Here is a 17,764-nt window from a genome sequence, read left to right on the forward strand (position 1 = left end):
TGCCTTACCGGATCACCACTTCCCTGATAAAATCTTTTTCAATGGTTTCATTGATTCGTTCCACCATTTTATCGCGGGAGTACATCATTTCCTGGCGTAATGGAGCCGAACTGACGGTGACATACAATTTTTTATTGTTCACAAACATTTTTTCCGTGTACTTCGAAATGGTTTTACCGAATAATTGCTCCCAATGCTGTACCAAACGCACCTCATTCATTTTTTCCTTTAAATGATAAGAATGAAGAAGCTCCGCAATCACTTCTTTTAAGGGCTGGTCGTTCTGGCGTTTCATAGAGTGAAAATACGTAAAGAATCGGGGTGCTCAATATATTCCCACCGCAAATTCACGATTCAACATCTTAATTCAGTTTTATAATCGCAACTCAATCATTTTGTAGAAAACCGAAAGTTAATTTTTTGTTTCCCTGTTGAGAACCTGGATGGTTTTTCTGTAAAAGGCATTTGCCCGTGAAGGGGAATCACCGATACAAACCACTCCAAGTTTTCCAAACTGAGAAAGCGCACCAATTAAATGAAACATCACACCCTGTTGCGTGGAACCATCATATTGGAGCCGGTTAAAAATCGCGAGGTCTATCAGGTCTGGCGGTGTGAGGACTTTATAATTGTCGTTCTTCACATTATCAGAACTAAAATAATAACGTCGTTGCCCGTTTGCGGTGAGGTATATTCCTTTTTCCACGTCGTATTTGCCAACGGTAAGTCCTTGAAGGAGGAGGTTGGGATGCGTGGTACCACCTTTACGTAAATTAATTTCTACCGCATAGTGTTTCCAAACATTATTCTCTTTCACTGAAATGAAATCAATGCTGAAACGCCCGAGCACGCCATACTTTTTCATTTCTTCGGCAATGCGTTGTCCGTACTTTCCGATATCGCCCGCATAAGCTTCATTGGCCGGGAAATTGGCACCGATAAATATCTGGCCATCGTCTCCGCCAAGCACCTGGTCATGTGTTGATATTACTTCAGCATGGCCCAGGGGATCAATAAGGCATTGTACAGATGGAGAGGTTTTAATTTCTCCCGGAATAAATTCTTCCACAATACCTTGCATTTCCCTGAATTTACTCATGAATATTTCATAGGTAAAAGCGCTTGCAATAATGGTAAGGCGATCCTTTAAATGGTTCAGCACCCAATTTTTGATACCGTCTTTTTCCGGACAACCCGCATAAGAGAAGATGGCATTGCCCTCTCCGGAAAATCCCTCATTCACTTTGACTACAGCTTTTTTAAGAGCAGGATTATTTGCTTTAAGCGTGGTTAAAGCATCCGCAATATCAATTTCATCCTTAAGGTCTTCAAAACCCGGCGCCATGTCAATGCCGCATGCTCTGAAAATTTTACGGCTGCCACTTTTTGATCCGTGAAAAAGAAGATCAGGATCGCATGCAAACAACGGGATATTAAGACGCACTGACAATGTGCGTTCGAGATCGGTAGAGTTATAGACGGTGAAGTGAGCCGTTTCCGGATTTGGAACAGCATCCTTAATACGTTGCATCAATCTGCTTCGCTCCAGAATTTTTTCCGATAATGATCGGGCGGAGGCATCATAGCAACTGAGCAAGGTGAGCCGCTGGCGTGCATGGTCACCCGTGATACCGGGCAAAAGATGAAGGTAATAGTCTATGATCACATGATCGATAGGCATGCTTGTTACATACACCACTTGCGTGCGTGGCATTCGCAACAACATCAGAAGTGAAAGTAATCGTTCTTCATAATGCAGCGCTCCGGTTACGCGGGATTGCAGCTCCTGATCAATGGTGAGGGAAGGAATCACGATCACTGTTTTCTTCGCAGCCATGTCGGGAAACACTCTTTCAAACTGCTGACGCAATTGTAGCTGCAACTCATGAAAGCGTTGCCGTTCCAGTTCAGATCCTGAAGCCGGAAAAACTTCCTTTTCCGGACTCATTTCTTTATTAAAGGCAGGGTAGTTTGCGGAGGAGCCCATCATATTTGTTTAGAAAACAAATTTAACAAAGGAATATCGGATGTGTAATAAATTGCCCGGAATCGAAATATTTTTCTGATTCTTTATTGCTTCAACGATGATGTTTTTATCGGTTGCAATGCATTTAGCTTATCCGAAGTAAGGAAAAGGAAGGGTTATAAAAATTCAACTTTTCAAATACAGTGTTGGCAACGAAATGACCAGAGTTGATCAGGAAACATGAAAAGGAGCGTCCGCCTGATTTCATTTGTCAACTTATTCATTCGTCAGAATCCTCATGCAAGGGACAAATGCATACATGAAGGACTCGCTTTGAAATCACAGGTTTTCTAAACCTTGTTGGCCTTCAGGTTTACTGAAAAATTAAAAGCAGATCAGGTTCGTGATTTATTCGGCCGAACAGGTATGATAGTGGAACAAAAATAATGTCACCGTGAGCGTAGTCGAATCGCGACATTGTTTTTGTTTAAGCATTCCTCAAAAAAATTGTCGTTTTTCGATTCCACAGATGACAATTTTTTTTGATTCTCGCCACAGTAGCCAATTATTCATCTGCATTTATTCAGCAGTTCAAGGTTTCGAAGACTTATGATTCGCAATCCGGATTTACAAAGTAATAACCAAATAAAAAGCCCGGAGAATATTTGAAGTTCTCCGGGCTTGAATTTTAGTCTTAGATGTGATTCAAAATGTAATGGACTTTATTCTTTCATAAACTTACCGGTTGATAAAATCATTCCTTCTGTGCTTGTTACTTTGATGAGGTACATTCCTGGCTGGAGGCCGGCTATGCTTATCCTGTTTGAATGCGCAAAGCCTGCTACTTTTTCACCCATCAGATTATAGATTTCAACTGTTTCAATAGTTGCATCGTCGTGTGAAATAATGAGAAAATCATGAGCAGGATTAGGATAGAATGCAGAGGTCGGTTCTGACGGTGGTAAAAGATCATTTTTCGCTGATGAATTGTTGCAAATTGTTTGCACATCTATCAGTGTCAAAGCTTGATTATAAAATACGAGCTTATCAATTTGACCATTTGTACATTGGTTTTTTGCAAAGCATCCACCGCTGCAATCCTCTTCCTGACCAATGAGCAATGATGTGCAGGGAATAGCTGTTGTATTGACAGTAACACTTCCAACAAGCACTCCATCAACATATAACCTTGCCTGATTGCCCTCGCGGGTAACGATCACGCAATACCAGACATCTGTTACCAATAGATCGGGAAAGCTATACGTTACACCATTCAATGCCAATCTCCAGGTTTGATTGATCCGTTCATAGGAAAATCCAATTCTGTCGAGAGAAGAGGTAGAACCGGTTACAATATGATTGGTGGGAGAGCTGCCTGATTTGTGAAAACCTTTGAACTTGATTTTCATGGAAATGCTGAAATCTGTTTTCCCATTGATGATTGAAGCCGGTAGAAGCAGGTAGTTGGTGTTATTGTTTGCAAGCTTTAGAACGCCATTAGCAGTTGCATTCCCGATTAATTGAGCATTGTTTCCATTCCCACTTTCATCATTAGCATTTCCATTGAAAGTGTAGGAAGCAACAATTCCGGTTATTTGTCCAATGGCTGGCTGAACAAAAGCATTGAAGGTCATCAGCAGAACGGCGGTAAGCATTTTGGTTTTCATTGCAGATAGATTTTAAATGAACTGAGGTTTATTAAAGTATAAAAAATGAATTGAATACAAATGTAACCAGGCGATGGTTATTATGCAATACTCCCGTAATGAGATGTTTAAAGGAGCTAGGTTTTCAAATGAAATCAGCAGGATCTTCAATTATAAATATTTTTTCTTAAGTCCTGATTCAGAAAAAGCCAGGTAGCAAAGTTAGAGTGGATCAAGTGATTGGTTTATCTCAATTTATAGGAACTCTTAACTTAAGCACCGTCCCATTTCCCGGAACAGAGCGAACATCTATTTCGCCATTCAGTTGCCTGATGCGTTTTTGCATATTCATCAATCCATTTCCCCGCTCTAATTTATCATTATCCAAAAATCCTTTTCCATCATCCTGAAGCGTAATTTCGGCTTGCGTGTCTTTAAATTTGAGTTCGAGACTGAATGTTGTAGCACCGGAATGTTTAATGATATTGTTCATGCCCTCTTTAATCACCAAAAAAATATTTCTTCTAAAAGCAGCCGTAATATTTTTATCGGGTACAGGATGTGGGATAGTAATTTTTCCTTTTAAGAATTGGTGATCTAAAAACTGTCCGCAATAATCTTTGATGTAAGCCACCAGGTCTTGCAATGAATCCTGATTTGGATTTAATGCCCAGATAATTTCATCCACTTTGCCGATTACACGTGTTGTGAATTGTTCTATCTCGGAAAGCTGTTTGGTTTTCAAGGGATCTTTTTTATTACTTTCACTACTGATGCGTGTAAGCATGAGAATATTGCTGAGATCAGCTCCAAGATCATCGTGCATATCTGATGAAATCCTGTTCCTTTCTTCAGCTAGCGCTTGCTGTGCTTTTACTTCTCTCAATTTAATGCGATAGTTCCTGCCCGTAATGTACTTAATGAGGTAGTAGGCTGCTGTGGCTAAAATAGAAATGAATATTGCTCTGAACCACCATCGTTGCCAATAGGGTGGTTCTATATTCAGTTGAAAATGTATCGGATTGCTCCAGTCAGAATCATATTTCTTAGCGCGCAGGCTGAAGATGTAATTTCCGGGTGTTAATGAAGAAAGAATAGCGGTCGTGTTTTTAGTCTCTATCCATCCGTTTTCTTTGCCGGTTAAATTATACTGATAAACTATTTTATCAGGTTGATCAAATGTGATAGCTGTAAAATTCACAATTATATCATCATAATACGAAGCTAATACAGATGTATCATTTTGATTATTGCCATTTACATTGATCGACTTAAAATAAGTTTGAGGAGCCTTAATGGTTTTTTGATGAGTGAGAATACGCTTATTCATCACGCATAGTCCAGATGATGTTGCAATATAAATTCTGCCATCACCAGCAGCTATATATCTGACATCATTGCTTGGCATTCCTTCATTAATGGAGAAAGTGTGCACGTCTGAGATAGTGTTGTTGCTATATATGAAGTAAGTAAATCCCTGATTTGTGGCTGCGTATACTGTATCCTGTTCAACAAAAATTTGTCTGCAGAGGTTGCCGGCTAAACCTTGTTTTTGAGAAAATCTGTTGATCACTTTCCCGTTCTTGAAAAATTTTATTCCACTGCCGTAAGTTGCAATAGCTAAAACTGAATCTGAAACACCTTCAATGCTTGTGATTTGACTCAAAAACTCTTTATCGAGCAAAGGATATGAAATCACTTCTTTATTATTATAACAACATAGCTCTTCAAAATTTTCAAACCACATATTGTTTAATGCGTCAAAATAAAGGCTATATATTCGATGCGCTAATAACGAATTGAAGGCAACGTAATTAACATAGTTATAATTGTTTTCTGAATTTAATTGTAATAAACCTGACGAAGAAGTGAAGAATAAGCGACCCTTGCGATCTATTTTAAGATATTTAGCCGCCCGGAAATCATAGGATTTTCCATTGTTTCTGGCAGGAACACTAATAAATTGATATCGGGCTGTAGAATTTTTATTTAATGAAAACAGGCCTTCTGCGGTTATGCAAAAAACATTTCCGTTTATGTCTGTTACAAAATTTCTTATTCCTGGTCCATTACCTTCTGGAGTGATAGTATATTTTTTCAATGAATCCTTATTCAACTGATATAAATTCCCTTTGCTGCTGCTGAACCATACGCGTCCTGTATTATCAAGTTTGACGCATTCTATACTGTTGTCAGTATTATTAAAATTGCCTGGAAATATTTTTAAATAATTGCTGTTGGGTGATAATTTGTAAACTGCATTTGTAGTAGTGCTGAACCATGTATTGTTTTCTGAATCAACAAACACGCCTCCAATATTAGCGTCCAAAAAATAAGAGTGATCAAATACAAAACGACTATCGACATGCTTGAAATGGTAAATCATGTTATCGGAACTTGTTGTCCAGATATCCATGTTGCGGTCGACAAAAAATCTATTATCCTTCTCGTAGTGTGGAATAGATAAACGAGGAATAATAGTCTTGCTTTTGCCGTTCTCAATAATGCAGATTCCTGAACTACCATTAAAAAATGCTGTGTTGAGATTTGTATTTTGCATATAGAATTGGTTGGATAACGGCTCAATTACCGATTGATCAGGATATGCTTCGAAAATGTTGTTTTTGTATTCAAATAATATAGAAGTGTGAAAGCCAATCATGATCCAGACTTTATCTTTGGAAGGCGTATAGGTAAAGACCCAATTATTTAGACTATTTGCAGGATGAAAAAGCAGGGTATCAAGATTGAATAGTTGCGATTTTCCATTGTTACCAAAATATAATAGTTGACTTCTTCTGGAACCTATCCAGATATTGCTGTCAGCATCTTCCATGAATGAAACTGCTTCAAATTTGTTTGCAGAAAGTTCAAGGCGACTATCCTTCTCTGCATTGAAGAAAGTATCATTCAAAAAATAACTTAGTTTTCCATTTAATGTAAAGAACCACAACCGGCCTTTTGAATCTTTATGAATGTTTAGAATCTCATTGTCAGAGAGCCCATCCTGAATATTGAAATTTTCAAAAGTATGGCCATCATATCTGCTGGCACCTGCATCGGTTCCAAACCATAAGTAACCTTTGGAATCCTGAGTTGTACAATAAACAACCTGGCTGGGAAGTCCTTCGCCTGTAGTATAATGCTTAAAAATTGGCTGCTGTGCAATAAGACTTGAGCTGAGATAAAAAATAATCATTAAAGCGATCACGGAAATACGACTGTACTTTGATGAACTGTACATATAACAGTATTAAGTTACACGAAGCTAATAAACTTGAGCTTATGTGGTAAGCTGCTTTTGCCAAAATGAAACCTGTCTATAAAAATATCATTGTTGCGGGTAAAATTGAATGCTTCATTGCCCTGTCACCCTTACGGTTTTTTCTCTCAGAAAGCCATGTATGCAAGGTTATTTAATATAAGAGCCAGGTCCCGCCAGGACATTGTTGTTTAGTTAAGAGTTAAGTCTCGTTCGAGACTTCCTTTTGGTAGCAATTAAAATTGCGGAGTTTTTTTACGTCCAATAAGGACGTTCATTTAAATAAAACCTGCCAATTTTTTATGGTTGATTTGAAAATATGAGTACTACCATAAAATGAACCGCACCGTGAAAATAAAATTCACAGGACTAGTATTCACACATCATCTCTTATGTAACTACGGCAATAAATTTTACATCGCTATAGGATCGATCTCCTCACTTTCCCACCTGCATCTTCACCGTCTTCACCAATCCGTTTTGTGTGAGTTTACAGATGTAGATCCCGTTAGAAAAATCTGCACCCGGAATATCAACGGTATAGAATCCTGCTGCCAGCGATTTATTGGAAACTGTTTTTACAAGCCGGCCATAGAGGTCATAAATTTCCAGTAATGTTTTGCCGGCCTGCGGCACATAAAAATCAATGGTTGTATTTTGACCAAACGGATTCGGTACATTCTGATAAAGTTGCAAGGCATGAAGTTGCGGATCATCAATGCCTACATTTCCCAACTCTGGCGTCGCAAGTTTATGATCCGTGTACAAGCGGTATTCGCCCGTGCTGAGATACATTTGAGCGGAAATGTCGGTTATATTAATGCTGTCGCCGGTAAAGTATTCATACCACCAACCGGTATGTTGAAAATTGGGCGGCTGATTAGCTCCTGTAATATCAAAGTTACCCACTGCGCAAACATTCATGGTTGCACTGTTCAGGCGGATATTTTTTTTCAGGTTGCCTACAGACATTACAAAATCTGAAGTTTGAAAAACAGAGTAATTCAACTTTAAATCAATCATTGCTTTGTAAAAATTATAAACCCACACGCGTGGATTGTAGTTGAGATAATCCCATCGCACTGGTTTTGCATCTACGCGGCAATTGGTGCTGATGGTTCCGTTCTGACAATAATTAATGGAATAATCGTAGCCCAATTCACCGAATTGCCAGATCATCTTTGGTCCGGGAATAGTAAAGAAAAAACAGGCTGCCATCATCATCCTGTTCAGTGCTTCATCTAATGGACGCACATCGTAGTCAGTCGTGTGTGCTCCGTAAGTAATCACTTTGTAAGTGATTCGTTCCTCATCATGACTTTCCATATAACCCACGGCATGAGGCTGTGTGAAGCCATGTGACTTATAAGAAACCCATGAAATATCGGAGCTGCTTGCATAACCCATTGCAGATTGTGCATAGTTATTATTTGAATTCGACCAGAGATAAAATCCATCTGTTGAAAGTACCTGCTCTTCATTCTGATCGGCAAAATGTTCCAGGATCAGTATTACAGAAGGATCCACTGTAATAATCTGGTCGCGCATGCGATTCAGATTATTTATACGTGACTGATCATATTGTCCCCACAAGCCTACATTATCTCCGGAATATTTTTGCGTGAATCCTTTCGACAAGTCAAAACGAAATCCATCCAGCTTGAATTCAGTAACCCAGTATGCCAGCACATCATCAACAAAGCGCTGCGTGTATTCACTCTCATGATTGATATCGAATCCCACGCCGTACGGATGCATTCCCTGGTAACCGGCCACAGAAAGATTCTGATCGGGGTTAAACCACGGATTGTTTGCTGCTGGTCCGTTTGAAGCAGCATCCCAATAAAGTTGCACCATCGGAGATTGTCCGAAAGAATGATTTAATACCATATCCTGCACTACCGCTATACCATTCTCATGACAGGCATCAATAAATTCTTTCAGCATGTTTTTAGTACCGTAATATTTATCGGGCGCGAAATAAAAATCCGGATTGTAACCCCAGCTTTCATTGCCTTCAAATTCACTGAATGGCATCAGCTCAATCACATTTACGCCAAGAGTTTTCAGATAGTGAATGGAATCTTTCAATACCGCAAAATTGCGTGCTGTTATAAAATCGCGCACCAGCAATTCATACACTACCATGTTGTTGGGATCCGGTTTTATGAAATTGGTAACCTGCCAGTTGAATGGAACTTGCCCCGTTTGCAGCACTGAAACAATACCACTTGTTTTCCCGGTAGGATAATCAATCAGCCCGGGGTAGGTAGCATCGCTGATATAAGGATCATTATTCGGATCGAGAATTTTATCGCTGTAAGGATCTGCTATCCGAAGGTTGCCATCCACTAAATATTGATAAGAATATTCCACCTGCGGAGTAAGACCTTCAATCGTAACCCACCAGTATTTTCCATCTGTGGTTTTGTTCATGAAGAAATCAGTTTCCGCTTCCCAGTTACTGAAATCGCCTATCGCATACACGAATTGTTTGTTGGGCGCTGTAAGTACGAGTGTTGCACTTGTATCTGTAAGATAATTGATTCCAATTGCTGCACCTGCCGGAAGATCAGCGATAGTTACAGGAGGATTCACAACGAAATAAAATGAATCTGCTACCTGTGTAATGCCATCATCAGCGATAGCTTTTACCCATGTTTTGCCATTTACAGTGGCAGTTAAAGTGGCAGTGATAGAATCTGTATTGAGAACCTGGTTGATGAGACTTCCATTTTGGTAAAGTGAAATCGTAACGGGCTTGGAAACAACAAAAGTTGTTTGCAGGGTTTCGTTCAGATTCAGGAAGACAGGATTATTCGACGGTTCGAGAAAAGAAGTTTGCAAAGTAACACCGTCCCACACATCATAAAAAATATCACTGCCGTCAGCATTGCGGCCAACGATGCTGCCATCAGCATTGCGGAATACCATGGCCAGTTTCAAAATTGTTTCGCTCACAGGTACATTGTACCACGTGCGGATATTGGTTATGGTAAATGAATATTTATTGTTACCAAGGGGTGTAAGCTTGTGCAGCGGATTGGTGCTTGCCCAGGTAGTTACCACATGTTTCCAGTCGCTGGGGGAAGTGCTGAGATTCGTGATCACTCCGGTATGTATGTAAATATCTCCTGTAAAATCTTTCAGCGCCTGGTTTCCCTGTGCAGCATCATAGGTAAGTATTACGGTAGCATTATCGGCAGGGAAGAGTGGATTAGCGACGATTACCTGCGAGAATGAATTTTCTGTTTCAATGCAAAACAGCGTAAAGAGAAAACCGGCGAAGAAATTTTTCATGAGAAAGATTTTTAAGAAGTGTGTTATTACTGCAAATTATGCATTACAAAATTCATTCTTGCAAAAGCGGTCGTGATAGCAAACATTTTAAAATCAAATGTGAGGGCAAAAAAGCCCACAACAAAGTGGGCTTCTTTTAGGTAACCGGTTAGAATTAATCCAATACCGTAATTTTTTGTGAAGCAATGGAGCTGCCTACTTTAACATTTACAAAGTAGAAACCATTTGAAAGATCAGCAAGATCCATAGTAAGGTTATGAATACCTACATATTGATTACCGTTGAAGAAAGTCTTCACGGTCTGACCAAGTACGTTGGCAAGGTAAACGGTAACATTTTCATTGCTCAAAGTGTAGTACGTAACCACTGAACTGTTATTTGCAGGATTAGGATACACCTGGCGAACTTCAGCCAATTTGGGATTGTGAATACCTGAAGTAATGGTATTTACAGTGTCGTTGAAAAGGGAAATAATGGTAATAGCACCAGTTGCAGGCACAGATGCATGACGGTTACCATCACCTACACCTCTGAGTTCATCATTGTCCCATGAGTGATTGAGGCGGTATTTCCAGGTGATTTTACCGAATGCATCAGGGGTGATGTCTTTTGTGCGGGTGTAGATCCAGGACCCTGCAGCAATTGGAGCAAAGTCAACAGTTGGGTCTGCAGTAAAAGCTAATCCACAGGCAACATTTTCTGCTTCTGTCCAGCTATTGTATTCAGCGCCCATTGCCTGAACCACATCCGTGGTAGGGTCAAAAGGAAGTACGGGGCAGGTGCCGCCGGCAGCACCTAACATTGCACCGGTCATGTCCACCTGGTACGTGATGGTAACTTGCGCATTGACGTTCGAAACAAACGCTACAAAGGCAAAGGCAATCAAAAAAGTGTAAAGATTTTTTTTCATGTCAATTGGGTTTTGTGGTTAAAAAAAGATAATCTCTCAAAAGTAGTTATTTTTTTATTGGGAACCGGCTTTGGTTAAACATATTTTTTCACAACATAAAAGCAAATGTTCTTCTGTGAACTATATACAGGCTGCTGAGAGTTGCTGTTTTTTCAAAGCAGCTTTTCAATTCTTTCATAATGCAATAGCATTAAAAGTAACACAGCGTGTTTTATATGATGGATTTTATCATTTGTTTTTTTTAAATCAGCTCCAAAGAGCATTCAGACAGGTATTCATTTTGAAGTAATATTACACTCCCAAACCATGCGATTATTTTCCACATTTTTTTGTTCGGTTATTTTTGCGTTAACATAGTAATTGCGGCATTTTTTTCATTTATTTTTGAAGCCTTAAGTTTGATAAATCCCTGGGCTTGAAATTACTCCGACTCTCCTTGTTTTTGCTGCTTTGTGCCTTTGCTGAAAAGCTGTTGGCACAGGTGACGGTGTCGGGTGCCAACGCAGGCAGCAATGGGAGCTATACTAATCTTTCAGGAGCAGCCGGTGCCTTCTTTGGAATAAATGGTTTTGCGCAAACAGGTAACAATATCATGATAACGATTACCGGAAATGTGACAGAGCCCAACTCTAGTAATGTTGCCCTGATTGGTGGCGCCTGGACAACTATTTCCATCAAACCTTCGGGTGGATCATGGACTATTACGGGAGCACCTGCAGCGAACGGCATGATTATTTTTAATGGGGCAGATAATGTTACGATTGATGGATCAATTAGCGGAGTTGTTTCGCTTACGATTGCCAATACCAGTTCTTCAGCGTCGGCAATGGCTATTAAACTTTACAATGATGCAACCAACAACGTTATAAAATATTGCAATCTGCAGGGAAGAAATGCTTCAACCCAAACTGCATCCGATGGAGGCATCGTCACGATCGCCGGTACATCCGGCTCTACCGGAAATGATAACAATTATATTCAGAATTGTGATTTCGGCCCTGATGCTGCCACGCTACCGTTTATCCTGATTAAGGGTTATGGTTCTGGAAATGCAAATGACCTTTGCCAGATTACCAATTGTGCGCTCCATGACTGGATTGATTTAACGGCGGGAAATAATACATGCGCTGTATATATTGCTTCAACGTTTGTCTCAACCTGGACGATTTCTGGTAATAAATTTTACCAGAGCAGTACGAGAGATATTGTAGCAGGTGGGGCCAACGATTTTTATGGATTGAGAATAGAAGGTGGTGGTGGGTACACCGTTTCCAATAATGTATTTGGATATAATACTTCGGCGGGCACCGGCTATCTTACATTTACCAATAATATTGCAGGATCGCACACTTCCATTGACTTGTATCCCATATCGCTCAATCTTAATACAACCACCTCTACAATTAGCGGAAATACAATTGCGAATATTGATTTCACTACTGCACGCAGTACAAATACAGGTACCACTTACAGTTTTGTGGGAATTTGGCTAAAGGGAGGCAAAGCAAATATTACCAATAACATTATTGGCTCAACCAGTGGTACAGGTAGTATTTTGTTCAAACAGAATCTGGAGTCAGGAGGCACCAGTCCGTTTCTTCCTGTTGTGGGAATTTTAATAAGCGGTTCGTCGGCCAATACTATTTCAGGTAATACAATTGGCGGTATCTCTATCAGTTATACCGGATCAACCGGAAGCGTAGGGGCCCAAGGCGGAAATCCCTTTGTCGCGATTTACAGCAACAATACTAATTCATCTTTTATCAGCGGCAATACGATTGGAAACAGCACGGCTAATAATATTACGAGCGTGAATACTATTTCAGGAGCTAATATAGTTGGCATAAAACTCACCAGTGCTGCCGGGACCACCAATACCATTTCATCAAATACCATCCAAAATCTAACCTGTAGTGGTGCAAATGCAGGAATAAGCTCCAATGCATCTGTTATTGGAATTCAAAATACCAGTTTCAGCGGACCAAGCGATGCAATAACAGGAAACACGATTAGCAATTTAACCAATACCGCTACATCAGGTTCTCCTGCCACTGATGTAAGAGGCATGTATGTTACAGGTGGGTCGGGTGGCCTTGCAACAGCATTGGTGGTGCAGCAAAACTGGGTTCATTCACTGTCAGTAAGTTCCAGCAGTTCTACGGCGCAGGTAAGTGGGATTACTATTTTTACCGGTGGAAATTCTGCAACATTAGTTAACAACATGATTTCCCTGGGAAGCGGCATCTCCAATGGTAATCTTTTCTATGGAATCAATTATGTATCCAGTACTGTCACCGGTTATTTCAATACTGTAAGAATTCAAGGAATGCCAACGTCAGGCAGCGGTAACTCGCATGCATTTTATTGCGCCACAACTAATGCGCTCGTTTTAAAAAATAATATTTTCATCAACGAGCGTAGCAATTCCGGAACATCAACAGGCACTCATTATGCTATCCGGTTCAACAGTACTCCTTCAACTTATACAGGCACAGCAAACGACTTATTTACTTCCGGCACGGGTGGAGTGTTGGGTTATGTAGGAGCAGCCAATAAAACCTCTCTTGCACTTTGGTCTGCCGCCACCACACCTGTCAATCAGGACAATCCCGCCGGATCTCCGCCGTCGCTCTCTATGAGTTTTACTTTCGTCTCCACTATTGATCTTCATATTGTTGCGAATGCCTGTGATATATCTACATTAAATAATGCAGGAACACCTATTGCCGGTTTTACTACAGACTATGATGCAACATCGAGAAGTGGCACTACACCTGATATTGGTGCCGATGAAGTAAGCAATGCCATTGCCTGGGCAGGAGCTACCAGTACCGATTGGAATGTTTCCACCAACTGGAGTCCGCAGATCGTGCCGACCATTTACTATGATGTTACGATTCCGGTTGTCACTACCAATTATCCGGTTATCAGCAGCACTACTGCAACCTGTCATTCTTTAACCGTGATTGCGTTGGCTTCGCTCACCATGAACAGTGCAAGCAAACTCACGATTGATGCAACCTGTTCCAATGCTACTTTTACCAATGCAGGCACCTTTACGGCGAACTCCAATACGGAAGTCATTTTTACAAAAACACTGAATAGTTATACAGCAACCATTGTTCCTATAGCAGCTACACAATTTGAAAATGTAACATTGAACATTGGCGTTGGAATGGGTGGTTCAGGCACTACCGTGAATGGAATACTACAATTGAAGTCAGGCAGCTATGTCTTCAATAGTTCTGCTCCAACGTACTCCACTAATTCAACACTTCAATATAATACGAACGGCTCTTATACTGCCAATGCAGAATGGTACGATAATACATTCAGTGGTTCAGGTTGGCCGCAGCATGTGGATATTGCAGGCACGGGAACGAAGCTTGTTTTTAATACAGCTTATCCTAGAGAAATGCGTGGCAACCTGACGATTGGAAGCAGTGACACACTCGCACTGTCCTCAACCCTTGGAGGTGATTTATACATCAAGGGCAACTGGACACGCGCTGCAATAGGCGTTTTTATCCCGGTAGGAAGACTGGTAAAATTTAACGGAACAGCAAATCAAACCATCACAGTTACAGGAGGCGGCATAGAAACATTTCATTATGTGGAAGTAAATAAATCAGCAGGTGATTTGTATCTCAGCAATACAGCCGGAAATTTAACAAGTATGAAAATTACCATGTATAACTACAGCGGTTCTGTTTATACTTACCTTACTATGTCAGGCGGAAATATTAACCTGAATGGGCAAACACTTTTTTGGGCGGCACCCACTGCCATGACTTCCGGGCAAACCGCATCTTATTGGAATGCAACAGGTGGAATAAGATCTGTAACAGGAACAGGCACTGTAAGCGTTACGGGAACGCTGTATGCTACCAGCTTTCTGGTAACCTCAACTTCATCAGGAACTTTACTCTTCGATCAAAATGTAACGTTGAAAGATGCAACCGGAGAAATTAATTTCGGTACAGGAAATCTCACAACGATCAAAGGTGTTTTCCAGGTAGATAACGGAGGAGCAGCCGTTGGAAATGCAGCGCATTATGATACGGGTTCCATTTTGAGGTTTACCGGTGGTAATGATTACCAGGTTGGATTGAATGATATTACGTGGGCCAATGGAGTAAGTGGTGACATTGGAATTCCTTATCATCTCGAAATTACAACAGCAGCTTCAAGTACTGATCTGATTATCCAAGCTGCCAACGTAGCTGATCATTTGATCAGAGGAAATCTTACAATCACAGGAAGCACGTTGCAGCTTTCAACAGGTGCAACCGGCGATTTATATATCAACGGCGACTGGACAAGAACGAATGGCAGTTTCTCACCGAATTCCAAAACAGTTATTTTCTCCGGCGCTTCTCTGCAAACTATTTCATTGAATGCCGGCTATGAAACTTATTACGGGCTCAAAATCAACAATGCTTCAGGCATAGCCTTATCAGGAGCTACAAGCAGTGTCAGTGTTTCAAATCTGTTGACATTGACCAATGGTTTAATTACTACCGGCAGCAATGAAGTATCAGTTACAAATGATGCAACAGGTTCTATTTCCTATCCTGCTTCCAATTCCTCCGCAGCTTCTTGGGTGAATGGAAACCTGCGAAGAAAAATCACAACCGGTGTCTATGCTTTCCCGGTAGGAACTTCAACTTTAACCAATGGTGATGGATATGAGCTTGCACTGTTTGATTTCGCTACCAACTCCAATGTCGATAATTTGCTGGGCAGGTTTACCGCTGATGCTACCACTACTGCCGATGAAACTTTTTCATTGACCGTTAACGGAACGGTGATCGTTGATCGATTAAACGCTGGCTATTGGAATTTCAAACCATATGATGCGGCGCTTGCTTTGGTGGCAAGCCCTTCCTGCACTTACAATGTTGCCTTGAATGAACGAGGTCATTCCAACTCTGCAGCTTCACCATTTTATTACGCTGTGATAAAGCGGGTTGATTCTGCAGATCCTACAGGTGCTGTATGGAATCAACAATGCGGCACACACGTGAATGCCACACAGTCGGAATCCGGAGGTACTGCTTATGCGGAACGTTCTGATTATTCCTGCAATTCATTTTCTGATTTCAGTATTGGTGTCGGAACATTTATTCTGCCTGTTGAACTCACTACTTTTACCGTTTCATTAATTGGGGAAAACAGTTTGCTCGAATGGAACACGCAGTCGGAATGGAACAGTAATTATTTCGCGATAGAGAGAAGCCTTGATGGAATTCAATTTGAGGAGATTGGTATTACGAATGCTGCTGGAAGTTCCACTGTGCCGAATAATTATTTTTATACAGATTACGAAGTAACTGAGTTGGGTGTCACCAAAATTTATTACCGGTTGCGCATGGTGAATCTCGATCAGACATTCACCTATTCTCCGGTAAGATGGGTGGAATTGCAGGAACAGGATGTTGCGGCGTCTATTTTTGTATTTCCTAATCCGGCACATGATAATACGTCGATCTCGTTGTATGCCGCTTCAGAACAATCGGCATTGTTGCAGTTAGTTGATGTATCGGGAAAAGTATTCTTTGAAATGACTCCTGATTTAAAGAAGGGAATTAACTTTATTGAAGTTGACCATCTGGATAAAATTTCAGCAGGATTATATTTTATACATGTTATCTGCGGAAGGGATTTTTATAGCACCAAGCTGGTGAAGGAGTGAGGTTTAATTAAATTGTTACATGGTTAAATTGCTAAATGGTTCGGCGAAGCCGGAGAATGGGATGGTTAATTGTTGCATGGTTAAATTATTACATGGTTGTGCTTCTCCCGCCACAAGCCTTTATGCTGGTTGAAGTGTGTGTAAGGGGAATCGCTCGAAAAGCCCTTTGATTAATGACGACCTTGGTTGAACCGGCTTTGCCGCAACCATCCAACCATCCAACCATCCAACCATCCAACCATCCAACCAACCATCCAACCATCCAACCATCCAACCATCCAACCATCCAACCATCCAACCATCCATCCAACTTAGCCCTTCAAAAAAAAATCTCCGCCGGTAACCAGCCGACGGAGCCTTCACATGAATCAATTCCAAAGAATTGATCCTCTCAACCAAATTTTTAAATAGCCAAATTATTTTCTTGGTGCTGCCACAGTATCAGCAACATCTGTCTGTTTTTGAACAACTACGCCGGTAATTTTTAGAATGGTAGATTCATTGCCGGGTGCTGTTGAGACTGTTATCGTCTTATTAAACATTCCGGCGCTGTGTGCATTGTAGGTCGCTTTTACCAACCCCTTTTTTCCTGGCAGGACGGGTTCTTTTGTATAGTCGGAAACTGTGCAACTGCAACCCGGCTGCGCTTTGGTAATGGTTACCGGTTGGGTTCCCGTATTGGTGAATTCAAATGTATAGGAAGCAGGTTGATGCTGCATAATTTTTCCAAAGTCATGGGTAATGCCGTTGCTCCATTCAAGTGCTGTAGTAATATCTTTTGATGATTGGGACATCGCAATGCAGCAAGTACTACAGATAATAAAGAGTGTAAGAATTTTTTTCATGCCAGTCGATGTAATGCTTAATTGATGATAAATGCTTTGATACAAAGCAGGTTTCAAATGTAGCGCCATAAACCATGAGTGCTTGTTATACAGTATTTAAGATTTCTTAAAATTTAGTTAATAAGCTTTGGAAAAGATTT

At 40.6% G+C, this 17,764-nt stretch carries 9 protein-coding genes; 2 read left to right on the top strand and 7 right to left on the bottom strand.

Going from position 1 to position 17,764, the window contains the following annotated elements; all coding sequences use genetic code 11:
- Positions 1-4 precede the first annotated feature (4 nt).
- The 6 genes from IPO83_00225 to IPO83_00250 form a co-directional block, all read right to left on the bottom strand.
- The gene (locus tag IPO83_00225; protein ID MBK9729717.1) at positions 5-295 is read right to left on the bottom strand and encodes a DUF721 domain-containing protein; all 291 of its coding nucleotides are present in this window, start codon (positions 293-295) and stop codon (positions 5-7) included.
- A 117-nt stretch (positions 296-412) separates the two neighbouring features.
- Positions 413-1,990, bottom strand: a complete 1,578-nt coding sequence (locus tag IPO83_00230) for a carboxylate-amine ligase (protein ID MBK9729718.1) — start codon at positions 1,988-1,990, stop codon at positions 413-415.
- Positions 1,991-2,688: 698 nt separating this feature from the next.
- Entirely contained in the window at positions 2,689-3,633 is a 945-nt protein-coding gene (locus IPO83_00235) for a T9SS type A sorting domain-containing protein (GenBank protein MBK9729719.1), read from the bottom strand.
- Positions 3,634-3,862: 229 nt separating this feature from the next.
- On the bottom strand, positions 3,863-6,856 hold the full coding sequence (locus tag IPO83_00240; protein MBK9729720.1) for a hypothetical protein: 2,994 nt from the start codon (positions 6,854-6,856) through the stop codon (positions 3,863-3,865).
- 456 nt (positions 6,857-7,312) lie between these two features.
- A complete protein-coding gene (locus IPO83_00245) occupies positions 7,313-10,174 on the bottom strand; it encodes a T9SS type A sorting domain-containing protein (GenBank protein MBK9729721.1) in 2,862 nt (953 codons plus the stop codon).
- Between the two features lie 154 nt (positions 10,175-10,328).
- Positions 10,329-11,084, bottom strand: a complete 756-nt coding sequence (locus IPO83_00250) for a T9SS type A sorting domain-containing protein (protein ID MBK9729722.1) — start codon at positions 11,082-11,084, stop codon at positions 10,329-10,331.
- A gap of 415 nt (positions 11,085-11,499) precedes the next feature.
- Between IPO83_00250 and IPO83_00255 the strand changes: the two genes are divergently transcribed.
- Both IPO83_00255 and IPO83_00260 read left to right on the top strand, forming a co-directional pair.
- Positions 11,500-16,779: a T9SS type A sorting domain-containing protein gene (locus tag IPO83_00255; GenBank protein ID MBK9729723.1), complete on the top strand. Its 5,280-nt coding sequence runs from the start codon at positions 11,500-11,502 to the stop codon at positions 16,777-16,779.
- A 208-nt stretch (positions 16,780-16,987) separates the two neighbouring features.
- Positions 16,988-17,122: a PT domain-containing protein gene (locus tag IPO83_00260; GenBank protein ID MBK9729724.1), complete on the top strand. Its 135-nt coding sequence runs from the start codon at positions 16,988-16,990 to the stop codon at positions 17,120-17,122.
- Between the two features lie 73 nt (positions 17,123-17,195).
- Here the strand turns inward: IPO83_00260 and IPO83_00265 are convergent, their stop codons facing one another.
- Positions 17,196-17,624, bottom strand: a complete 429-nt coding sequence (locus IPO83_00265) for a DUF1573 domain-containing protein (protein ID MBK9729725.1) — start codon at positions 17,622-17,624, stop codon at positions 17,196-17,198.
- Between the last annotated feature and the right edge of the window lie 140 nt (positions 17,625-17,764).

It is taken from the genome of Chitinophagaceae bacterium, assembly GCA_016717285.1.
GTDB lineage: Bacteria > Bacteroidota > Bacteroidia > Chitinophagales > UBA10324 > JACCZZ01.